Source organism: Pseudomonas sp. OTU5201 (assembly GCF_038440135.1).
Taxonomy (GTDB): Bacteria; Pseudomonadota; Gammaproteobacteria; order Pseudomonadales; family Pseudomonadaceae; genus Metapseudomonas; species Metapseudomonas resinovorans.
In genome coordinates this window covers 1-20123 of sequence record NZ_JASATC010000001.1, presented here as the reverse complement: position 1 = coordinate 20123, position 20123 = coordinate 1, and the positions used below count along the sequence as shown (strand labels likewise).

The 20123-nt window shown below is 59.6% G+C and carries 21 protein-coding genes, 1 tRNA gene and 1 pseudogene; 20 read left to right on the top strand and 3 right to left on the bottom strand.

The genetic code is table 11. From position 1 onward, the window contains the following. The first annotated feature begins 55 nt into the window (after positions 1–55). Positions 56–970: a LysR family transcriptional regulator gene (locus tag AAHM40_RS00120; RefSeq protein WP_342242901.1), complete on the top strand. Its 915-nt coding sequence runs from the start codon at positions 56–58 to the stop codon at positions 968–970. A 216-nt stretch (positions 971–1186) separates the two neighbouring features. Here AAHM40_RS00120 and AAHM40_RS00115 read toward each other — a convergent pair whose 3' ends face one another. Continuing rightward, positions 1187–2059: a LysR family transcriptional regulator gene (locus AAHM40_RS00115; protein ID WP_342242900.1), complete on the bottom strand. Its 873-nt coding sequence runs from the start codon at positions 2057–2059 to the stop codon at positions 1187–1189. A 124-nt stretch (positions 2060–2183) separates the two neighbouring features. Between AAHM40_RS00115 and AAHM40_RS00110 the strand changes: the two genes are divergently transcribed. Together AAHM40_RS00110 and AAHM40_RS00105 are read left to right on the top strand one after the other, a co-directional pair. Continuing rightward, a complete protein-coding gene (locus tag AAHM40_RS00110) occupies positions 2184–3263 on the top strand; it encodes an alkene reductase (RefSeq protein ID WP_446731520.1) in 1080 nt (359 codons plus the stop codon). Positions 3264–3275: 12 nt separating this feature from the next. After that, on the top strand, positions 3276–3671 hold the full coding sequence (locus tag AAHM40_RS00105) for a hypothetical protein (protein ID WP_342242898.1): 396 nt from the start codon (positions 3276–3278) through the stop codon (positions 3669–3671). 301 nt (positions 3672–3972) lie between these two features. Here AAHM40_RS00105 and AAHM40_RS00100 read toward each other — a convergent pair whose 3' ends face one another. Next, positions 3973–4176, bottom strand: coding sequence for a hypothetical protein (locus AAHM40_RS00100; RefSeq protein ID WP_342242897.1), 204 nt, complete (start codon positions 4174–4176; stop codon positions 3973–3975). Positions 4177–4417: 241 nt separating this feature from the next. Between AAHM40_RS00100 and AAHM40_RS00095 the strand changes: the two genes are divergently transcribed. From AAHM40_RS00095 to AAHM40_RS00050, 10 genes are all read left to right on the top strand, one after another. Continuing rightward, positions 4418–4597: a hypothetical protein gene (locus AAHM40_RS00095; protein WP_245586481.1), complete on the top strand. Its 180-nt coding sequence runs from the start codon at positions 4418–4420 to the stop codon at positions 4595–4597. 499 nt (positions 4598–5096) lie between these two features. Beyond that, the gene (thrS, locus tag AAHM40_RS00090; RefSeq protein WP_342242896.1) at positions 5097–7019 is read left to right on the top strand and encodes a threonine--tRNA ligase; all 1923 of its coding nucleotides are present in this window, start codon (positions 5097–5099) and stop codon (positions 7017–7019) included. Then, on the top strand, positions 7019–7570 hold the full coding sequence (gene infC / locus AAHM40_RS00085) for a translation initiation factor IF-3 (protein ID WP_171016514.1): 552 nt from the start codon (positions 7019–7021) through the stop codon (positions 7568–7570). Before thrS ends, infC begins: the two co-directional genes overlap by 1 nt. Before the next feature lie 61 nt (positions 7571–7631). Next, complete coding sequence (rpmI, locus tag AAHM40_RS00080; protein WP_016493509.1) at positions 7632–7826, top strand: 50S ribosomal protein L35; 195 nt, start codon at positions 7632–7634, stop codon at positions 7824–7826. Between the two features lie 29 nt (positions 7827–7855). Continuing rightward, entirely contained in the window at positions 7856–8212 is a 357-nt protein-coding gene (gene rplT / locus AAHM40_RS00075; protein ID WP_069084431.1) for a 50S ribosomal protein L20, read from the top strand. Between the two features lie 94 nt (positions 8213–8306). Continuing rightward, entirely contained in the window at positions 8307–9323 is a 1017-nt protein-coding gene (gene pheS, locus AAHM40_RS00070) for a phenylalanine--tRNA ligase subunit alpha (protein ID WP_077526030.1), read from the top strand. 37 nt (positions 9324–9360) lie between these two features. Beyond that, the gene (gene pheT, locus AAHM40_RS00065; protein WP_342242895.1) at positions 9361–11739 is read left to right on the top strand and encodes a phenylalanine--tRNA ligase subunit beta; all 2379 of its coding nucleotides are present in this window, start codon (positions 9361–9363) and stop codon (positions 11737–11739) included. 3 nt (positions 11740–11742) lie between these two features. Further along, on the top strand, positions 11743–12045 hold the full coding sequence (gene ihfA / locus AAHM40_RS00060) for an integration host factor subunit alpha (RefSeq protein WP_003282572.1): 303 nt from the start codon (positions 11743–11745) through the stop codon (positions 12043–12045). Continuing rightward, entirely contained in the window at positions 12026–12382 is a 357-nt protein-coding gene (locus tag AAHM40_RS00055; RefSeq protein WP_028627713.1) for a MerR family transcriptional regulator, read from the top strand. Before ihfA ends, AAHM40_RS00055 begins: the two co-directional genes overlap by 20 nt. Before the next feature lie 85 nt (positions 12383–12467). Then, positions 12468–12544 (top strand) — tRNA-Pro (locus AAHM40_RS00050). 320 nt (positions 12545–12864) lie between these two features. Here the strand turns inward: AAHM40_RS00050 and AAHM40_RS00045 are convergent. Next, a complete protein-coding gene (locus tag AAHM40_RS00045; RefSeq protein WP_342242894.1) occupies positions 12865–13710 on the bottom strand; it encodes an XRE family transcriptional regulator in 846 nt (281 codons plus the stop codon). 127 nt (positions 13711–13837) lie between these two features. Here AAHM40_RS00045 and AAHM40_RS00040 point away from each other — a divergent pair, with 127 nt between their 5' ends. The 7 genes and pseudogenes from AAHM40_RS00040 (at position 13838) to AAHM40_RS00005 (ending at position 20047) form a co-directional block, all read left to right on the top strand. Beyond that, positions 13838–14626 carry a helix-turn-helix transcriptional regulator gene (locus AAHM40_RS00040; RefSeq protein ID WP_342242893.1) on the top strand — a complete coding sequence of 263 codons (789 nt, stop codon included), beginning with the start codon at positions 13838–13840 and terminating at the stop codon, positions 14624–14626. A 169-nt stretch (positions 14627–14795) separates the two neighbouring features. Further along, positions 14796–14966 carry a YhfG family protein gene (locus tag AAHM40_RS00035; protein ID WP_342242892.1) on the top strand — a complete coding sequence of 57 codons (171 nt, stop codon included), beginning with the start codon at positions 14796–14798 and terminating at the stop codon, positions 14964–14966. Next, positions 14966–15562 (top strand): putative adenosine monophosphate-protein transferase Fic, encoded by a 597-nt coding sequence (locus AAHM40_RS00030; RefSeq protein WP_342242891.1) that lies wholly within the window; start codon positions 14966–14968, stop codon positions 15560–15562. The genes AAHM40_RS00035 and AAHM40_RS00030 overlap by 1 nt, the downstream gene beginning before the upstream one ends. Positions 15563–15801: 239 nt before the next feature. Beyond that, positions 15802–17216 (top strand): annotated as a pseudogene (locus AAHM40_RS27155) (aldehyde dehydrogenase family protein); the annotation flags it as partial. A 65-nt stretch (positions 17217–17281) separates the two neighbouring features. Further along, positions 17282–18670, top strand: coding sequence for an amino acid permease (locus AAHM40_RS00015; RefSeq protein ID WP_342242889.1), 1389 nt, complete (start codon positions 17282–17284; stop codon positions 18668–18670). Positions 18671–18732: 62 nt separating this feature from the next. After that, positions 18733–19572, top strand: a complete 840-nt coding sequence (locus AAHM40_RS00010) for a phytanoyl-CoA dioxygenase family protein (protein WP_342242888.1) — start codon at positions 18733–18735, stop codon at positions 19570–19572. Positions 19573–19681: 109 nt separating this feature from the next. Further along, the gene (locus AAHM40_RS00005) at positions 19682–20047 is read left to right on the top strand and encodes an STAS/SEC14 domain-containing protein (RefSeq protein ID WP_342242887.1); all 366 of its coding nucleotides are present in this window, start codon (positions 19682–19684) and stop codon (positions 20045–20047) included. The last annotated feature ends 76 nt before the right edge of the window (positions 20048–20123 follow it).

Sequence of the window (20123 nt, the reverse complement as noted above, 5' to 3'; positions counted from 1 at the left end):
TGGCTCTGGTTCGAGATAGCCATATTCTTGCTGTGCATTAAGCGGATGACTAACGATGCTTTCTCAAGAAAAAGGTGAGCCTGAGTCACCATTATCGATTTCTCGCCTGCCCTCGCTGGTTGCTTTGCGCTGCTTCGAGGCCGCCGCCCGATTAGAGAACTTTGCCCGTGCAGCCGCAGAGTTGCATGTCACTCCGGGCGCGATAAGCCGCGCCGTGCGCTTGCTGGAGGATGAGCTGGGTGTCGATTTGTTCGAACGTCGTAGTCGGCGTGTGTTTCTCTCAGACGACGGGCGCAAGCTGGCAATCGCGGTGCGCGAAGGCTTGGGCTTGATGACTCAGGCAGTAACGGAAATACGTGTGAAGGCACGTCGCGATCGACAACTAGTGCTTTCTTGCGAACCCACGTTGTTAATGCGCTGGCTGATTCCACGCTGGAGTGAATTCCAGATGCGCCGCCCGGACTTGAACATTCATCTTGTGGCAGGAGGTGGGGCCTTCTCCTTCGATCACGGTATAGACCTCGCGATCCGCCGCGACGATTTTCCCCGCCCTGCTCATTACTATGCGGAAGAGTTGTTCCGTGAAAGAGTTGCCCCGGTGTGCCGGCCTGATAGGGTTTGCGAGTGGTTCACTGCAGACGGCAAGCTCGTTGCGGCCGCGCCCAAATTGCTCACCCGAACACGCCCTAACGCTTGGCAAGAATGGGCCGCTGCTACAGGCCGATCCATGCTTCCGGCGGAGGGGCAGTGCTTTGAGCACTTTTACTTTAGCTTGCAGGCAGCAGTCGCCGGCCTTGGTGTAGCCATTGGCCCCTGGCACTTGGTGCAAGACGATATTCATAACGGCGTGTTGGCAGCACCTTCTGGGTTCGTTGAAGATGGTTCGCGGTATTGCCTAATTTCTCCGACAGCATTCGAACCGGATAGTGTGGAGATGGAATTATTGGAGTGGCTGCGCGCCTCGGGATGATGCCGTAGATGACGAGTGACAAGTGCAATGTCATTCGTTGAAAGGCAGCTATCGGTCGGTAGTTACCTTTGACCAAGGGCAGAAACCGGCCAGAAACGGTCATCGAGTGGCTACGAAACCAGGGGCGATTCAAAGATCAACGTCGGCGCATTGGACTGCGCTGGTTGTCCAACTTTCTCGCAGAGCAATTGCCGCAGCGCATGCGCTGGGCGTCCTTCACTCACGGTTGAACTGCTCAGTGAGGAAGTCGATCAACACGCGTACTTTGGCCGGCACCAGCCGGGTCTCGGTAATCGCGTAAACCGGCAGGGTCTCTGCCTTCCAGTCGGGCAGCACGCGATGCAATCGGCCTTGATCAAGATCCTCGCCGATCATCTCGTCCACCAGCATGGCGATTCCCTGGCCGAGCAGAGCCAGGCGGCGCAGCATGCCGACGTTGTTAAGCAGGTAGCGTCCCTGTACTGCCAGGCTCAATTTCTGTTCGCCATCGTGCAGTACCCAGGGTGTATCCAGCATGCGCAGACACTGATGTTGCAGCAGTGCTGCAGGGCTGTCAGGCACACCATGCCGGGCCAGGTAGCTCGGGCTGGCGAAGAGGCCGCGTTGCAGGGTGCCAAGGGGGCGGGCAATCAACTGTGAGTCGGGCAAGGCTCCGATACGTATTACCAGGTCAACCTGATCGCGGATCAGGTCCAGGCGCTTTGGCGTGAGGTCCAGGTCGAACTGGATCTGCGGATAGCGTTCGGCGAACTCGGCCAGTAGCGGTGCCAGGTAGACCACGCCGAAGTCGATGGGCATGGACAGGCGGATCAGGCCGCTGGGGTTGTCCACCAGCTCGGAGAGTTCTTCATGGGCCAGGCGCGCTTCGTCGACGATACGCCGGCAGCGCTCGTAATACAGCCGACCGCCTTCGGTGAGTTCGATGCGCCGTGTGGTGCGGTTGAGCAGGCGCAGACCGATGCGTCGCTCCAGTTCGGCGATGCGCCGCGAGACCGTGGAGTTGGGTATGCCGACCGCCTCGGCAGCGCCGCGAAAGCTGTTGGCCCTGATCACTTCGACGAACAGCTCCATGTCATTGAGCAGCTTCATACAGCACTCCATTGCTCCATTGATGGAGCAATCATTCCTGATTTGGGGACTTTATCCTATACATGCAGGACCGGATGATCCGTTCACGCCTGATATCCCTCTGCGTGAATCTGGAGACCTTCCTATGACCGCTCAACTGCTCAGCCCCGCTCGCCTGCATGATCTTGATCTGCGCAACCACATGGTGATGGCACCGATGACGCGCTCACGGGCCGATGCTGCCGGGGTGCCGCGGGCGTCCACGGCCACTTACTACGCTCAGCGTGCCAGTGCCGGGCTGATCATCAGTGAGGCGATCAATATCTCGGCAGACGCTGTCGGCAGTCCGCTGACCCCCGGCCTCTATAGCGAGGCGCAAATTGTTGCCTGGCAACAGGTGACGGCGGCGGTGCGTGCGGCAGGTGGCAAGATTTTTGCGCAGCTCTGGCATACCGGCCGGGTCGGTCACTCCAGTGTGCGTGGCGGCTCGTTGCCGGTGGCGCCATCGGCAGTGGCGATCCAGGGCCAGCAGCACTTCACTCTGGATGGCATGCAGGATTACGAGGTGCCGCGCGAACTGACTTTGAGTGAAATCCGGGCTGTCATCGCCGATTTCCGTTGCGCTGCTCAAAACGCCAAACGCGCGGGCTTTGACGGCGTTGAGCTGCATGCCGCGTTCGGCTATCTGCCCAATCAGTTTCTGGTGGACTCGGCCAACCTGCGCATAGACGAGTACGGCGGCAGCATCGCCAAGCGCAGCCGCTTCGTGCTGGAGGTGATGCAGGCGCTGATCGAGGTGTGGGGCTCCGCTCGCGTGGGTATCAAGCTGTCGCCGGTGATTCCCTTCAACAGCATGATCGACAGCGACCCACTGGGGCTCTACAGCTACCTGCTGGGTGAATTGAATACGTTGCAGCCTGGTTATGTGCATCTGATGCGCGCGCTATTCCCGCTGGACAATTTCCCTCACTGGCCGCGTGACGTTCTGGCAACGTTTGGCCCGCTGAGCCGCAGTCCGGTAATTGCCAACGGTGGTTATGACGCAGCGAGTGGCGAGGCGGCGCTGAAGGCTGGAGAGGCCGCGCTGGTATCGTTCGGTACGCCCTTCGTCGCCAATCCCGACCTGCCGGAGCGCTTTGCCCGGGGCGCCGAACTGGCTCAAGCCGATCGCGCGACCCTGTATGGCGGCGAGGATGCGGGTTTTATCGACTATCCGACCCTGTGAAAGGAGACCGCCATGACTCGCACATCACTGGGCAAAGGCCTGTTGGGGTTCGCAATCGTCGCCACCGTGGCGATAGTGGCCATCGCTGATGTGTTCAACGCCACCCACTTGTTCAATCCGGATTGGCCAGGTCATGCGCGATTTCATATCGGCATGCAGTTCACCACTCTGATGCTGGTTAGCCTGTTTTCCCTGGCCGCCTTGCGCCGTGGTCAGGTATGGGCGGCCGGATTGGCTCCTGGCAGCTTCTGGCCTGGCCTGTTCGTGGCTTATTTGATCCCCGGTACCGATGTCTATGCCAGCCAAGCTTTGCGAGAGCTCGGTGTACCGATCAATCTGCTGTTAGCGGCAGTGCTACTGGGCATCACTGCGTTTGGAGTCCTGTTGCAGCTCCCCAAAGAAAAATGAACATCGGTCGCAAACTGGACGATCATGTTTGCGAAGATGCTTGTGACTGACCACCGGCTTACGGCGAGCACTCACTGACTTAGTCAGCCGGATAGTACTCGCTGTTCCAGCTTTTGAGTCGCCACTGTTTTCTAGAATCTTTGACTGACAACTGCTGGCCGATTTCTGCCTATATCGACAGGTAGCTACGGGTCTTGGCTGGTAGAGGCCAACGCAACGTCCCCTGCGGCCTGGTCGAGAGTGTTCTTCCGTCAGGGTCTGCGAAACGGTCAGTCAGTGAAGCAACTCAAGTCCTGTTGCACTACAGGAAGGGTGGAATGATCGTCGCGAGCCGGCGGCCTGGGCACGCGGAGCGCGCAGCGCTTGGTGGTTCGCCGAACTGGCCGACCAACTGGTAGAAGTCGGCCTGGGTCTTCACGTCCCGCTCGATCACCTCGCGGACCAGGTCCGCCTTCAACTCGCGATTCTTCCCCCGGAAGTCGTCACCCTTGTAGCGGGAGAGCACTGAGGCTGCGTCCTGCGGATTCGCCCGGGTGGGGAGCAATTGTCGTGGCGATAGTGTCTTAGGGATGGCTGGCGTTTTTCAGTTCATGTGAGGCTTTAATCTGGGTGCGTTGTTGGGGGGTGTCATGGGTACTGGGTCTTTGCTGGGTGCGTTTCTGGTGTTCTCTTTCCTTTCTGGTTGGGCTATCGCTGATCATCGTGATGAAAAGTGGGAGGACGAGTACCGGGATGGGCCCTGTCGCGTGAAAGAGGTCTCTGACAAGGGTGACTACAAGTTGGAGGTCAAGTGCCCGGATGGGCGCGGCAGGACTTGGCGACGGGGTGAGTGGAAGGACGAATACTGGGATGGTCCCTGTCGGGTCAAGGTTGAAGCCAAGCGTGACGAGTACAAGAAAGAGGTCAAATGCGAGGGTGATGATTGACTTGGTGTTTGGTGGATTGGGGCAGTTGCGTGGTTCGTGCTTTGCTGATCGTTCAATTCGCTAGCAATCTTTGTGGGGAGTCGGCTCGTCATTCCGGCCGGGAGTTGTCTCTTTCCCGGGTGGCTTCACTACCGTCGCCCGTAAATACATCGCTAAGCTATTGATTCTGTTGTGCTAGACTGTGCGCTTTCGTGACGTTTACAGCATGTCTTTCCCTTTGGCGTAAGGCGTTTGGGGCGGGTTGTCACCATTGGCGTGATGTCCGGCTCGCTCGGAAGGCAAGGGTCACTCGCGTGGCCCTTTCTTTTGTGGCGCTTGTCAGGGGTTCGGCTTTCTGAAAGCATCCCGCTCTTCATTATTACCTCCAGTGACTCTGGTTCGGCTTTGGTTTGCCGCAAGGCTCCTGCCACCGTATGGCAGGCATGCCGTCGAATCGCGTACTGGCTCATCCCAACCCATGTGGCCTTTGGTAGAGGTCACCACTAGGAGAGGAGGCGCCATGCCCATCATCACTCTTCCTGACGGCAGTCAGCGCACTTTCGACAAACCTGTTTCCGTGCTTGAAGTGGCTCAGTCCATTGGTGCGGGTCTGGCCAAGGCAACTCTGGCCGGTAAGGTCAACGGCAAGCTGGTCGATGCTTGCGATCTGATCGAAGACGATGCCTCGCTGCAGATTGTGACTTCCAAGGACGAGGAAGGGCTGGAAATCATTCGCCACTCCTGCGCGCACTTGGTCGGCCATGCCGTCAAGCAGCTCTATCCGAGCGCCAAAATGGTGATCGGTCCGGTCATTGAAGAGGGCTTCTACTACGATATCGCCTTCGAGCGTTCCTTCACGCTCGAGGATATGGCGGCCATCGAAAAGCGTATGGCCGAGCTGATCGACAAGGACTACGACGTCATCAAAAAGATGACCCCGCGCGCCGAGGTTATCGAGCTGTTCAAGTCGCGTGGCGAGGAATACAAGCTGCGCCTGGTTGACGACATGCCAGACGAGACAGCCATGGGCTTGTATTTCCATGAGGAGTATGTGGACATGTGCCGTGGTCCGCACGTGCCGAATACCCGTTTCCTCAAAGCGTTCAAGCTCACAAAGATTTCCGGCGCCTACTGGCGCGGCGACTCGAAGAACGAGCAGCTGCAGCGTGTCTATGGCACTGCCTGGGCTGACAAGAAGCAGCTGGCTGCCTATATCCAGCGCATCGAAGAGGCTGAAAAGCGCGATCACCGTCGTATCGGCAAGCAGCTGGACCTGTTCCATCTGCAGGAAGAAGCGCCGGGCATGGTGTTCTGGCATCCGAGTGGCTGGACTGTTTACCAGGTTCTGGAGCAGTACATGCGCAAGGTTCAGCGCGATCATGGTTACGTGGAGGTGCGTACTCCGCAGGTAGTCGACCGCATTCTCTGGGAGCGTTCGGGCCACTGGTCCAACTATGCCGAGAACATGTTCACCACTTCGTCGGAAAGTCGCGACTACGCGGTGAAGCCGATGAACTGCCCGTGCCATGTGCAGATCTTCAATCAGGGCCTGAAATCCTACCGCGACTTGCCGCTGCGTCTGGCCGAGTTCGGTGCCTGCCACCGTAATGAGCCGTCCGGCGCCCTGCACGGCATCATGCGTGTGCGCGGCTTCACTCAGGACGATGCTCACATCTTCTGCACCGAAGATCAGGTGAAGAAGGAGGCAGCTGACTTCATCAAGCTGACCCTGCAGGTCTACCAGGACTTCGGTTTCGCCGATATTTCGATGAAACTGTCCACTCGTCCGGTCAAGCGCGTAGGTTCCGACGAGCTGTGGGATCGAGCCGAAGGTGCCCTGGCGGATGCGCTCAACGAGTCTGGCTTGAGCTGGGAATACCAGCCGGGCGAGGGTGCGTTCTACGGTCCAAAGATCGAGTTCACCCTGAAAGACTGCCTCGGTCGTAACTGGCAGTGCGGTACCCTGCAGTACGATCCGAACCTTCCGGAGCGTCTGGATGCCAGCTATATCGCCGAAGATAACAACCGTAAGCGTCCGGTGATGTTACATCGCGCTATCCTCGGTTCCTTCGAGCGCTTCATCGGCATGCTGATCGAGCACTACGCTGGTGCGTTCCCAGCCTGGCTGGCGCCGACCCAGGCGGTGATCATGAACATCACCGACAAGCAGGCCGATTTCGCCCTCGAAGTGGAGCGCGCGCTCAACGAAAGCGGGTTCCGTGCCAAGTCCGACTTGAGAAACGAAAAAATCGGCTTTAAAATCCGCGAGCATACTTTGCTCAAGGTTCCCTATCTCTTGGTTATTGGAGACCGGGAGGTTGAGACTCGATCCGTTGCTGTGCGCACCCGAGAGGGTGTCGATCTGGGTTCCATGCCCTTCGAAAGCTTCTCTGAATTGCTCGCACAAACGGTTTCCCGGCGTGGTCGCCAAGAATTGGAGTAATCACTATTAAGCGTGAAATGAGACAGGACAAGCGGACTCAACCGAAGGCCCCGATCAACGAGAATATCTCGGCTCGTGAGGTGCGGTTGATTGGTGCTGACGGCCAGCAGATTGGCGTCGTCTCGATTGATGAAGCGCTTCGCGCTGCTGAAGAAGCCAAGCTGGATCTGGTAGAGATTTCCGCCGATGCGGTGCCGCCTGTTTGCCGGATCATGGATTACGGCAAGCACCTCTTCGAGAAGAAGAAGCAGGCCGCTGCGGCGAAGAAGAACCAGCACCAGCAGCAGATTAAAGAAATCAAGTTTCGTCCAGGGACGGAAGAAGGGGATTACCAGGTAAAACTACGCAACCTGGTACGTTTCCTAAGTGAAGGGGACAAGGCCAAGGTATCCCTGCGATTCCGCGGTCGTGAGATGGCCCACCAGGAGCTGGGCTTGGAGCTGTTGAAGCGGGTCGAAGCTGACCTCGTCGAATACGGTACCGTAGAGCAGCATCCTAAGCTGGAAGGACGCCAGCTGATGATGGTCATCGCCCCCAAAAAGCGAAAATAACCCCCAGGGCACTGGCAGGCCTTGCGGTTATATGTATTGATTGAATGCGGAGTATCCGAACATGCCAAAGATGAAAACCAAGAGCGGTGCTGCGAAGCGCTTCAAGAAGACTGCTTCCGGCTTCAAGCACAAGCACGCTTTCAAGAGCCACATCCTGACCAAGATGACTACCAAGCGTAAGCGTCAGCTGCGCGGCTGCACCCTGGTGCACCCGTCTGACGTCCGCAAAGTAGAGCGCATGCTGCGCGTTCGTTAATCTGGTCAAGATTTTAGAGGAGTTTACTCATGGCTCGTGTTAAGCGTGGCGTCATCGCTCGCAAGCGTCACAAAAAGATTCTGAAACTCGCCAAAGGCTACTACGGCGCACGTTCGCGTGTGTTCCGCGTTGCCAAGCAGGCGGTAATCAAGGCTGGCCAATACGCCTACCGTGACCGCCGTCAGCGCAAGCGTCAGTTCCGCGCTCTGTGGATCGCTCGTATCAACGCTGGTGCTCGTCAGAACGGTCTGTCCTACAGCCGCCTGATCGCTGGCCTGAAAAAAGCTGCCATCGAGATCGACCGTAAGGTTCTGGCCGACCTGGCAGTGAACGAAAAAGCGGCGTTTGCTGCGATTGTCGAGAAAGCTAAGGCCATTCTGGCTTAAGTCCCCGACAATCACCGGGCTTGCCCGGTGCTGAACGTCACCGATAGGGGAAGGGCCTTGCGCTCTTCCCCTATTTCGTATCTGGAGTCTGTACATGGAAAATCTGGATGCGCTGGTCTCGCAAGCGCTTGAGGCCGTGCAACAAACTGAAGACGTGAATGCCTTGGAGCAGATTCGCGTTCACTACCTTGGCAAGAAGGGCGAACTGACTCAGGTAATGAAAACCCTGGGCGACCTGCCGGCAGAGGAGCGTCCCAAGGTAGGCGCCCTGATCAATGCTGCCAAGGAGCGCGTTCAGGACGCATTGAACACCCGCAAAGAGTCGCTTGAGCAGGCAGCCCTCACGGCCAAGCTCGCGGCCGAGCGTATCGACGTGACCCTGCCGGGCCGCGGACAGGCCTCTGGTGGCCTGCACCCGGTGACTCGCACATTGGAGCGCGTCGAGCAGTTCTTCACCCGGATCGGCTACGGCATTGCCGAAGGCCCTGAGGTCGAAGACGACTACCACAACTTCGAAGCACTCAACATCCCTGGCCACCACCCGGCTCGGGCAATGCACGACACCTTCTACTTCAATGCGAACATGCTGCTGCGTACCCACACCTCGCCGGTACAGGTGCGCACCATGGAGTCCCAGCAACCGCCGATCCGCATCGTCTGCCCCGGCCGTGTCTATCGCTGCGACTCGGATATCACCCACTCGCCGATGTTCCACCAGGTCGAAGGCCTGCTGGTAGACGAAGGCATCAGCTTCGCCGATCTCAAGGGCACCATCGAAGAGTTCCTGCGCGTTTTCTTCGAGAAAGACCTCGGTGTTCGCTTCCGTCCCTCCTTCTTCCCCTTTACCGAGCCGTCTGCCGAAGTCGACATGCAGTGCGTGATGTGTTCCGGCAAGGGTTGCCGCGTGTGCAAGCAGACCGGCTGGCTGGAAGTGATGGGCTGCGGCATGGTTCACCCGAACGTGCTGCGAATGTCCGGCATCGATCCGGAGAAATACCAGGGCTTCGCCTTCGGGATGGGTGTGGAGCGTTTGGCCATGCTGCGCTATGGCGTCAACGACTTACGCCTGTTCTTCGACAACGACCTGCGCTTCCTCGCGCAATTCCGCTAGGTCGTAGTGTCCGAAACGATTCCCTTAGGAGAGCAGGATGAAATTCAGTGAACAATGGCTGCGGAGCTGGGTAAGCCCGCAGGTATCCCGCGACGAGCTGGTGGCTCGTCTGTCCATGGCTGGCCTTGAAGTCGATAGCGTCACTCCGGTGGCGGGTGCCTTCAGTGGCGTGGTCGTGGGCGAGGTGCTGAGCACCGAACAACACCCGGACGCCGACAAGCTGCGCGTCTGCCAGGTGAGCAACGGCAGCGAGACGCTCCAGGTCGTGTGCGGCGCGCCTAATGTGCGCCCCGGCCTGAAGATCCCCTTCGCCATGATCGGCGCTGAACTGCCGGGCGACTTCAAGATCAAGAAAGCCAAGCTGCGTGGCGTCGAGTCCAACGGCATGCTCTGTTCTGCTTCCGAACTGCAGATTAGCGATGAAAACGATGGCCTGATGGAACTGGCTGCCGATGCGCCGGTTGGGCAGGACATTCGCGCCTACCTGGGCCTGGATGACGTGATCATCGAGCTGGGCTTGACCCCGAACCGTGGCGATTGCCTGAGCCTGTCCGGCCTCGCCCGCGAAGTGGGTGCGCTCTATGCCGCTCCGGTTACCCGTCCGCAAGTTGCCGCTGTTGCACCGGCCCATGACGAAGTGCGTCCGGTCGAAGTCTCTGCACCGGCTGCCTGCCCGCGCTATCTCGGCCGCGTGATCCGCAACGTCGACCTGTCTCGCCCGACTCCGCTCTGGATGGTCGAGCGCCTGCGTCGCTCCGACGTGCGCAGCATCGATGCCGCAGTCGACATCACCAACTACGTGATGCTTGAACTCGGCCAGCCGATGCACGCCTTTGACCTCGCCGAAATCAATGGTGGCATCCGCGTACGCATGGCGGAGGAGGGCGAGAAACTCGTCCTGCTGGACGGCCAGGAAGTCACCCTGCGTCCCGACACCCTGGTCATCGCCGACCACAACCGTGCCCTGGCCATCGCCGGCGTCATGGGTGGCGAGCACAGCGGCGTCAGCAACAAGACCTGCGATCTGTTCCTGGAAAGCGCCTTTTTCGACACCATTGCTGTCGCGGGCAAGGCACGTTCCTACGGCCTGCATACCGATTCGTCCCATCGCTTTGAGCGTGGTGTCGACTTCCAGCTCGCCCGCGAAGCCATGGAGCGCGCCACCGGCCTGCTGCTGGAAATCGTTGGCGGCGAAGCCGGTCCGATCATCGAAGCCGCCAGCCAGGAGCACCTGCCGAACGTTGCGCCGGTAGCCCTGCGTGCCGATCGCATCACCCAGATGCTGGGTATGGAGATGGATGCTGCTGAAATCGAGCGTCTGCTCACTGCCCTCGACCTCAAAATCACCGCTGAAGGTGCTGGCCAATGGCGAGTTGACGTGCCGAGTCACCGCTTCGACATCAGCCTGGAAGTGGATCTGATCGAAGAGCTGGGCCGCCTCTATGGCTACAACCGCCTGCCGGTTCGTTACCCGCAAGCCCGCCTCGCGCCCCGCGCACGTTCCGAGGCTTCTGTCGAGTTGCCGACCTTGCGTCGCCTGCTGGTGGCTCGCGGTTACCACGAAGCCATTACCTACAGCTTCATCGATCCGAAGTTGTTCGAACTGTTCAATCCGGGCGTGAAGCCGCTGATGCTGGCCAACCCCATCTCTGCAGACATGGCCGCCATGCGTTCCTCGCTGTGGCCGGGCCTGGCCAGTGCGCTGCAGCACAACCTCAATCGCCAGCAGTCCCGTGTGCGCCTGTTCGAAAGCGGTCTGCGCTTCGTTGGCCAACTCGAAGGCCTGAAACAAGAACCGATGCTGTCTGGCGTTCTGTGTGGCTCCCGTCTACCGGAAGGCTGGGCTCACGGCCGTGACGCGATCGACTTCTACGATGCCAAGGCGGATGTAGAGGCCATTCTGGGCGCCGCTGGCAACCTCGGTGCGTTCAGCTTCGTGGCGGGCGAGCATCCTGCCCTTCATCCGGGCCAGACCGCTCGCATCGAAAGAGAAGGGCGCCTGGTTGGCTTCCTGGGTGCACTGCACCCGGAACTCGCCAAAGCCCTGGACCTGGATCAGCCGGTCTACATGTTCGAGCTAGTACTGGCTGAAGTGATGCAAGGCAAGCTGCCGAAGTTCAGCGAACTTTCGCGCTTCCCTGAAGTGCGCCGAGACCTCGCCCTGCTGGTGGATCGCGACGTTGCCGCCGAATCGGTGCTCGCCACCATCCGTGAGGCGGCCGGCGAATGGCTGACTGACCTCAGGCTATTTGACGTGTATCACGGTAAAGGCATTGATCCGCTTAGAAAAAGCTTGGCGGTCGGCTTGACCTGGCAGCATCCATCGCGCACTCTTACTGACGATGAGGTGAACAACACAACGCAAAACATCGTCACCTCGCTGGAAGACAGGTTCAATGCCACGTTAAGGAAGTAGCGTATGGGGGCTCTGACGAAAGCTGAGATGGCTGAACGTCTTTATGAAGAGCTTGGCCTGAATAAACGGGAAGCCAAGGAATTGGTGGAGCTGTTCTTCGAGGAAATCCGTCAGGCGCTGGAGCACAACGAACAGGTGAAGTTGTCCGGGTTCGGCAATTTCGACTTGCGCGACAAGCGTCAGCGGCCTGGCCGAAACCCGAAGACAGGAGAGGAAATCCCGATCACGGCTCGCCGTGTGGTCACTTTCCGTCCAGGGCAGAAACTCAAAGCCAGGGTCGAAGCTTATGCTGGAACCAAGTCATAACGACGAGTTACCGCCGATTCCAGGCAAGCGGTACTTCACTATTGGCGAAGTTAGTGAACTCTGCGCAGTCAAACCTCACGTGCTGCGTTACTGGGAGCAGGAATTTCCCCAGCTCAACCCAGTAAAGCGGCGCGGGAACAGGCGTTACTACCAGCGTCAGGATGTGCTGATGATTCGGCAGATCCGGGCGCTGCTATACGATCAAGGCTTCACCATCGGCGGTGCGCGCCAGCGCCTCTCCGGAGACGAAGCCAAGGAAGACACCACGCAGTACAAGCAGCTCATCCGCCAGATGATCTCCGAGCTTGAGGACGTCCTCCACGTATTGCGGAAGTGAAGTTTTCAAAAAAACCTTCCACAATTCAAAAGCTTAATGTATAGTTCGCTCCGCTTCCGGTGATCCGGAGCGAGCTACAAAACGTCGGGGCGTAGCGCAGCCTGGTAGCGCACTTGCATGGGGTGCAAGGGGTCGAGTGTTCGAATCACTCCGTCCCGACCATATTCAGAGAAAGGCCGGTTCAGAAATGAACCGGCCTTTTTCGTTTCTGCCGCCTGCGTGGAGTTAATCATCGATTCCGATGAATCCACTTCCGGCGCCGTTTTTGGTGGCGCACGTTTCTTGCGGCGCGCAAAGAAAGCACTTCGTCAAATTCTCTGGCGAATGGTCGGCAATCCTCTCTACTAATATTAAACGGCATGTGCTGCACCTCACCCAAAGGTGTAGCTGCATAGTGACACGGCTCTAGGAGGGCTTTCAGCTGCCTGCGGGCAGCTAAGTGTCCAAACGTAGGGTCAATGGCGCTCTGTTGAGGCGCGCGTTCACAGCTTACGTGCGCTCCACGCCAGCAATGCGCTGGCATGAATTACGACTTCACCCATTGATGCAATCCGGCCCTTGTGCACCGGATTATCCGCAACGATCTCCACCTGATCATTTCCGGCCAACTGCAAGCTCCGGATGAACAGATGGCCCGCCCAGGTGAACAGGTACACCCCATCCCCCACGAACTCGGTCACCCCGCAATCGACAATGATCGGGTCGCGGTCATTGATGGTGCCCTCCATGCTTTGTCCCCACTGGGTGACGACGGCCAAGTTGGCAGCACGGGTGTAGTTGACGCCTTGTTCCCGCAGGAATGACTGGCTGACGGTGATGCTGTGCACCGCTTCGCTGCAGTCGGCGGGCAGCTTTCCATCGGGCGCCAGGGCCTGTAGGTCCAGATGGGGGATGCAGATTTCGCCTTCACGAGCGGCGTTTCGAGGCGACGCTGGGAGAGGAGACTCACCGATGGCCAGGGGGCTGGATTTGAGGTTTTCCGCTAGAGCCTGGGCGATGCGTTGCTTGGCGGCATTGTTGAGGCTTTTGCCGGCATGCTTTTTCAGCATTTCCAGGATGAGGGCGATGGTTGCGTCTTTCGCTTCGCTGGCGCGGGCTGTTCGTGCGTAGGAGCCGATGGTGACTGTGCGTCCTTCGTCATTCACGAGCCAACTGACATCGCACTCCAGTGCTTTCGCGAGTGCGATCAGGTTCTTCCCGCTGACCTTGTTGGCGCCCGTGGTCCAGTGGGTGACGGCACCTTTGGAGACGCCTACGAGTTGAGCCAACTCGGCGGCACCCAAGTGCAGCGCCTGCATGCGCGATCTGATGCGGTCGGGGAAGTCCATGGTTAAGGATGCTAAACACGGCATGGTTTAGATTCCTTGTCATGGTTTGTTTATTTTCCTAAACTTCGAGAGTTTAGTTTGCCTTCCTCTTTCTGTAGCGGCTTTCAGATTCTGGCGACCTTGATCTATGCACGGACAGCTCGTTGAATGGACCCAAGACATTGCCGGCGTATTGGCGCGGCCTCCCGGTCGCCCTCAATTAGCAGCACTGGCCGGCTGGCTAAAACGCCTGGCCTTCGCTGATCACTTCGCATTGTTCATTCATGAAGGGCGCCATCCGCCGCTGGCGCTGTTCGACACCATCCCACCGAACCTGCGTCAGTTATTCGTTGGCGACTACCAGGCCGGCTCTTATCTGCTGGACCCGTTCTACCTGGCCTGCGTATTCGGCCAGGCCGATGGGCTGTACAGCATGCGGCGGCTGGCGCCGGAGCGCTTCTATAACACGTCGTACTACTGCAGTTATTACCGTTACCTGGGTTTGAGCGAGCAGCTCGGCTTCATCATCAGCCTGGGTGAGCAGGGCAGCGCGGTGTTATCGCTGATGCGGCTGCGAGGCGGTGCGGCCTTCAGCGATGGGGAAATGCAGTTGTTACGCGGTGCTGCGCCGGTAGTCGAACAGGTCGTGCATGCGGCTTGGGAGGTGCGCCGGCAGCTGCGCCCGCAGGGTCGCTCTGGTGTGGACGACAAGGTGGATGAGGCATTCGAGCAGTTCGGCCGTGGTGTGTTGACTGCGCGGGAGTGCGAGGTGGCGCGGTTGTTGTTGGAGGGGCACTCGAATCTTTCGGCTTCGCAGCGGCTGCGGATCGCGCCGGGGACAGTAAAGGTGCACCGGCGGAATCTGTACGAGAAGCTGGAAATTGGCAGTCAGTCGGAGTTGTTGGCGTTATTTGTGAGGGAGTTGAAGAGGGGCTGAGGGAGGCGAAGTCTGTCAGCAGAGATGGACGACATCGCGTGGCGACTGCGTTGCCCTTTGCGAATGAGTTCGCCACCACCGAAGGGGAAGGGCAGTGCTTGCGGCGCTGTTGGAGCCTCGGAAACGCCTTCCGCTATAATGGCGCGGTACGCAACGAGAGAGGCCCCTGATGCCAACCCCGTCCCTACAGGCCAAGAGGGCCTATTACGCCAAGGCGCGCCAGTCCAATTACGCGGCCAGCTTGCGTCTGGAGGGCTTCGACACGACGCCTGCCGATGCCGAGCGCAAGCTTCCCTCCCGCGAATCCGTCCTGAGTGCCTTCCGTTTTAGGCAGGGCTGATGGTCGACAAGTACGGTACCGGTCAGGACCCGTACTGCTACCCCGGTACGACGGTTCTGCGTAATCACCTTGGCCTGACCGACGACGATGCGCTCAACGAAGCAGAGCGCGCCCTTTCTGAGATTGCCGCCAGCGAGATCGAATTCGCACCTCCTCCCTATGATCTGGCCGCGCTCCAGAGCATCCACCGCCAGTTGTTCGGGGATCTGTACGGCTGGGCCGGCGAGTTGCGCACGTTGGATATCTCCAAGGGCGGCACGCACTTCTGCAACCTCACCCGCGTCGAGCCCGAGGCCAACAAGATATTTGCCGCGCTGGATCGTGCCAACTGGCTCGAGGGACTGGAGCGTAGCGACCTGGCCGTTGCTGCCGCCGAGCACTTCGGCGACCTGAACATGATCCACCCCTTTCGCGACGGTAACGGCAGGGCGCAGCGGATTCTGTTCGAGCACCTCATCGTCAACGCTGGCTACGAGATCAGTTGGTGGCCGGTGGAGGAGGGTGAATGGCTGCAGGCCAACGTCGACGCGGTGGTTTGCGACTACAGCGCGCTGATCCGCATCTTCGATCGCTGCATCGGTCCGCCGATTGCCTGAGCGCCCGGCTTCAGTAATGAGCTGCATGGGCATCGTTTCACTCATTCTCTTCTACGAATCTGCTTCGTCCCCATCGCGCGCCTCGTGAGTCTCGAGGTGCGGGTTTGTCTCGCGTTATTGGCCTCTACGAAATATCTGACAGCCGTGCGAGGTGGCCCGTACCACAGTCGGCATAGGCGCCTTCCGCGAGGGCGTTGATAGCCTCGGCCCATCAATCAAGTCGCGCGGGGAAAGCCACGATGAGCGAGCCAACGCTCTACATCGATGGGTGTTGGGTGGCACCGAAGCTCAGGCAGCGGTTCTGTAGCGTTGATCCGGCCCTGGAGAAACGCATCATGGAATTGGGGGCGGCTGGCGCGGAGGATGTTGACCTGGCCGTGAAAGCTGCCCGAACGGCCTTCAACTGTGGCTGGGCGCAGATGCCCGGCAGCGAGAGGGCAGGGTACCTGGATGCGCTGGCCGATAATCTGGAGCTGCGCCAGGAGACTTTGGCGGTGTTGGAGGTTCGCGACAACGGCAAGCCCTTGCGCGAGGCGGTCGCAGATGTAGCCGATGCCATCGAGTGTTTCCGCCGCTACGCAGGTCTGGCGCGGGAGCTGGACGAGCGTCAGGACCAGCCGCTGCACCTGATTGACTCACGCGTCAGCTGTCGTATTCGCCACGAGCCATCGGGAGTGGTGGGGCAGATCATCCACTGGAGTTTCCCGTTGCTGATGGCGGCGCGGACGATTGCGCCTGTGGTGGCTGCAGGGGCGACATGCGTGGTCGTGCCGTCGGAGCTCACTCCACTGACTGCCCTGGAGGTGGGGCTGGCGGCGAGCCGCGTCGGGCTCCCTCCTGGGGTGCGGAACATTCTGTCGGGCTTCGAGGGGCAGACCGACCGTGCCCTGGTTCGGCACCCGGGCGTGGACAGGCTGTCCTTCGGTCGTTGGCCTCTCGGGGTCCAGACGCCCTCGACCGCCCTGGCCGGGGGAAGGGGGTTGGGTCCGGAGTCAAGCGGCAAGGCGGCCTGCATTCTGTTCGATGACGTCGACGTAGAAGCCGCGGTGGAGTGGATAGTGCTCGGCGCCTTCCTCAACCAGGGGCAGGCCGCTGGTTCCATCGCGCGACTGGTGGTTCAGGAGAGCATTGCGCCCCGCCTGCTGGAGCGGCTGGTTGAGTCCGTGCGCGGTATGCGTCTGGGCCCAGGGATAGTGGCGGGGGTTCACATGGGCCTCTCATCAGTGCCAGGCAGCATCGGAAGTTCATGGCGGTGGTCCAGCACAGCCAACGAGCTGCGAAGTTGCTCATCGGTGGAAGACGCCCGGCTCACTTGCCGGTCGGCCACTTCGTTGAGCCGACGATCTTCGATGAGCCCGACATCAGGCATGAAATCTGGCGCGAGGGTATCTCCGGCCCGGTGTTCTGCGTAAAGCGCTTCAAGACGGAAGCGGAGGCTCTGGCTCTGATCAACCACGGTGGCCATGACCTGGCGACCGCGGTGTTATCCGTTGACCTGGAGCGTGCTACCCGCATCGCCAATGGCCTGCGTGCCGGGGTGGTCTGGGTCAACTGCTCGAACCCGGCTTTCATCCGGGAGCCCTGGGGGCTGGAGATCTATGTGGAGAGCAAGCAGATCATCCGACACGACAATGCCGAACGTTTGGGCTGGTACTCGAGGTGGGGGAATGCGGGCAGCTCCGACGGCTTCGTTGATAACAACAATAGGGAGGCGACTCAATGGAAGGGGCTGTAATGCGCCGTGGTTTGAATACGCGGCATATCCGATTCATTGCTCTGGGCTCAGCTATCGGCACGGGGTTGTTCTATGGCTCGGCGGCGGCCATCCAGTGGGCGGGGCCTTCGGTGTTGCTGGCCTATCTGATTGGCGGCCTTGTGGTTTACCTAGTGATGCGCTCCTTGGGGGAAATGGCTGTGCGCTCGCCGGTGGCTGGCTCCTTCGGCCAGTACGCAAGCTGGTATCTGGGCCGCTACGCGGGGTTTCTAACCGGTTGGACCTTCGCTTTCGCTGTGGCGATGGTGTGTCTGGCTGACGTAACGGCCTTCGGCATTTATATGGGCTTGTGGTTTCCCGATACGCCGCGCTGGATCTGGGTATTGGGCATCGTTTGCTTCATTGCAGCGTTGAACCTGTGCAACGTGCGGGTGTTTGGCGAGTTGGAGTTCTGCCTGTCGCTGATCAAGGTGCTGGCCATCGTCGCCATGATCACGGCCGGTTTGGGCGTGCTGCTGCTGGGTAGTCGGCTGGGCGATGGCTCGGGCGGAGCGCCGGCGCTCAGTAATCTGTGGGCCCATGGTGGATTCTTCCCCAATGGCGTCGAGGGCATGGTGGCGTCTTTCACCATCGTGATGTTCGCGTTCAGCGGTATCGAAGTGATTGGTCTCACGGCGGGAGAGGCGAAGGACCCGCAACGGATGATTCCTAAGGCCATCAACTCTGTGCCGCTGCGCATCCTTCTGTTCTACGTGCTCACGCTGTTGGTGCTGATGGCGCTGTATCCCTGGCCGAAGATCGGTAGCCAAGGCAGCCCCTTCGTCCAGATATTCAGTGGGCTGGGAATAGATTCGGCTGCCAGCATCCTTAACCTGGTGGTGATCTCGGCAGTGGTATCCGCGATCAACAGTGACATTTTCTGCACCGGTCGAATGCTCTATGGCATGGCTGAGACTGGCCATGCGCCGGCAGCATTTGGGCGCTTGTCGCGCCATGGCGTGCCCTGGATGACCGTGGTAGTGATCGCCGTCGCGCTGCTTCTGGGCGTGCTGCTCAACTATCTGGTGCCGGATGAGTTGTTCCTGACATTCGCATCCTTGGTGACGTTTGCAGGGGTGTGGGTGTGGCTGATGATTTTGCTCTCCCAGGTAGCGATGCGTCGGAGTCTTGGTGATGTGGAGGCCGCGAAGTTGCACTTCAGGGTGCCGTTCTGGCCTTACGGGCAGTACTTCGCCATTGCCTTCATGGTGTTCATTTTCGTCGTTTTGGGCATTTTCCCGGAGACGCGAGTCGCGCTCTATGTGGGCGCCGTCTGGTTGGTGCTGCTCTCGCTCGCTTACTGGCGTTGGGTGCGGCCGAAGGAAGTTGAACCACGTGCGCTTGAGCTGTCCTGACAGGAATGGCGGCCCATTGCTCTGTCGATGCGCATTACCTTGGGAAAGAAAAGGAGTCCTGCATGGCGCGGCACAATTATGAGTTCGAGCTTCCCCAGTCGACGATCGAGGCGTTCCAGCGTGACGGCGCGGTTTGCATCCGCCAGTTGTTTTCGGCCGATGAAGTCGCGCTGCTGGAGCTGGGTATCGAAATCAACCTCGCCTCACCCAGCAACAGGGCCAAGGTGGCTAGTAGTCCGGATGATCCGGGCTGGTTCTTCGAGGATTTCTGTAACTGGCGAGATATAGAGGAGTACCGGCGCTTCATCTTTGAGAGTCGGGTGGGCTCGGTAGCGGCTCAACTAATGGGCGGAGGCAGCGCTCGCCTGTACCACGACCACTTGCTGGTGAAGGAGCCGAATACCCGCCAGCGCACGCCCTGGCATCAGGACCAGCCCTACTATAACGTGGATGGCAAGCAGAACTGCAGCATGTGGATGCCAGTGGACCCCGTGGCGCGGGAGTCGACGCTGGAGTTCGTGGCCGGTTCCCATCTGGGGCCCTGGCTCATGCCGCGGAGCTTCCTGGACAACCAGGCCCGCTGGTTCCCGGAGGGTAGCCTGGCCGACCTGCCGGACATCGAGGCGGACCGCTCGCGCTGGAACATCCTCGGCTGGGAGCTAGAACCGGGGGATGCGGTGTTCTTCCACATGCTGACGCTGCATGGTTCCGGCGGAGTAAGCGGAAAACGAAGGCGGCGGGCATTCTCCTTGCGTTTTCTCGGCGAAGACATGCGCCATGCCTCTCGGTCCTGGAAGACGTCGCCGGAGTTTCCAGGGTTGATCGACCAGTTGCCCGACGGTGCGCCTCTGGAGCATCCGTTGTTTCCGATTCTGTGGCCGAGAGGGCGGAACGGCGCCTGACCCGCTGCTATCTGAAGGGGTTGGACAGCGTCCGGCCCCTTCCAATTGCCTTGTCGTTTCCAACAGGCGGCGTATCGTGATAGGCACACTCTCGCGTGGAGGTGTTCCTATGTTCCAGGTAATGCGAAATGGCGAGAATCGCGTAGACGTCGACTTTGCCGGAAAACTCGATAGCAATGGCATGCGTACAGCGATCGATCAGTTGTCGCAGCAGTCCGAAGGCATCGCCCATGGCCGAATGCTTTATCGGATAGGCAAGTTCGAAATGCCGACGCTGGGCGCCATGGCTGTTGAGGTGTCCCATATTCCACAGCTGTTCAAGGTCGTCCGCCGGTTTGACCGTATGGCGGTAGTGGCCGATAAGGGATGGGTGAGGAAGGTGAGCGAGGTTGAGGGGGCGCTGATTCCGGGGTTGACGATCAAGGCTTTCGGTTCACAGCAGGCGGCGGAAGCTGAAGCCTGGCTCCAGCGCTGAGCCATTGGGTACCATCCCCAGCGCGCCGCCTTTGGGCGGCGCTTCTATATGTAGGAAGAAGTCGGCGCTGCCGGTA

What these genes read in the sequence shown, in the direction of transcription:
- AAHM40_RS00035 (WP_342242892.1), top strand. Translation starts at nt 14,796, where the DNA reads ATGCCAACCCCGTCCCTACAGGCCAAGAGGGCCTATTACGCCAAGGCG.
- AAHM40_RS00105 (WP_342242898.1), top strand. Translation starts at nt 3,276, where the DNA reads ATGACTCGCACATCACTGGGCAAAGGCCTGTTGGGGTTCGCAATCGTC.
- AAHM40_RS00030 (WP_342242891.1), top strand. Translation starts at nt 14,966, where the DNA reads ATGGTCGACAAGTACGGTACCGGTCAGGACCCGTACTGCTACCCCGGT.
- AAHM40_RS00115 (WP_342242900.1), bottom strand. Translation starts at nt 2,059, where the DNA reads ATGAAGCTGCTCAATGACATGGAGCTGTTCGTCGAAGTGATCAGGGCC.
- rpmI (WP_016493509.1), top strand. Translation starts at nt 7,632, where the DNA reads ATGCCAAAGATGAAAACCAAGAGCGGTGCTGCGAAGCGCTTCAAGAAG.
- AAHM40_RS00055 (WP_028627713.1), top strand. Translation starts at nt 12,026, where the DNA reads ATGCTGGAACCAAGTCATAACGACGAGTTACCGCCGATTCCAGGCAAG.
- rplT (WP_069084431.1), top strand. Translation starts at nt 7,856, where the DNA reads ATGGCTCGTGTTAAGCGTGGCGTCATCGCTCGCAAGCGTCACAAAAAG.
- AAHM40_RS00015 (WP_342242889.1), top strand. Translation starts at nt 17,282, where the DNA reads ATGGAAGGGGCTGTAATGCGCCGTGGTTTGAATACGCGGCATATCCGA.
- AAHM40_RS00110 (WP_446731520.1), top strand. Translation starts at nt 2,184, where the DNA reads ATGACCGCTCAACTGCTCAGCCCCGCTCGCCTGCATGATCTTGATCTG.
- ihfA (WP_003282572.1), top strand. Translation starts at nt 11,743, where the DNA reads ATGGGGGCTCTGACGAAAGCTGAGATGGCTGAACGTCTTTATGAAGAG.
- pheS (WP_077526030.1), top strand. Translation starts at nt 8,307, where the DNA reads ATGGAAAATCTGGATGCGCTGGTCTCGCAAGCGCTTGAGGCCGTGCAA.
- AAHM40_RS00005 (WP_342242887.1), top strand. Translation starts at nt 19,682, where the DNA reads ATGTTCCAGGTAATGCGAAATGGCGAGAATCGCGTAGACGTCGACTTT.
- pheT (WP_342242895.1), top strand. Translation starts at nt 9,361, where the DNA reads ATGAAATTCAGTGAACAATGGCTGCGGAGCTGGGTAAGCCCGCAGGTA.
- AAHM40_RS00040 (WP_342242893.1), top strand. Translation starts at nt 13,838, where the DNA reads ATGCACGGACAGCTCGTTGAATGGACCCAAGACATTGCCGGCGTATTG.
- AAHM40_RS00010 (WP_342242888.1), top strand. Translation starts at nt 18,733, where the DNA reads ATGGCGCGGCACAATTATGAGTTCGAGCTTCCCCAGTCGACGATCGAG.
- AAHM40_RS00045 (WP_342242894.1), bottom strand. Translation starts at nt 13,710, where the DNA reads ATGGACTTCCCCGACCGCATCAGATCGCGCATGCAGGCGCTGCACTTG.
- AAHM40_RS00120 (WP_342242901.1), top strand. Translation starts at nt 56, where the DNA reads ATGCTTTCTCAAGAAAAAGGTGAGCCTGAGTCACCATTATCGATTTCT.
- thrS (WP_342242896.1), top strand. Translation starts at nt 5,097, where the DNA reads ATGCCCATCATCACTCTTCCTGACGGCAGTCAGCGCACTTTCGACAAA.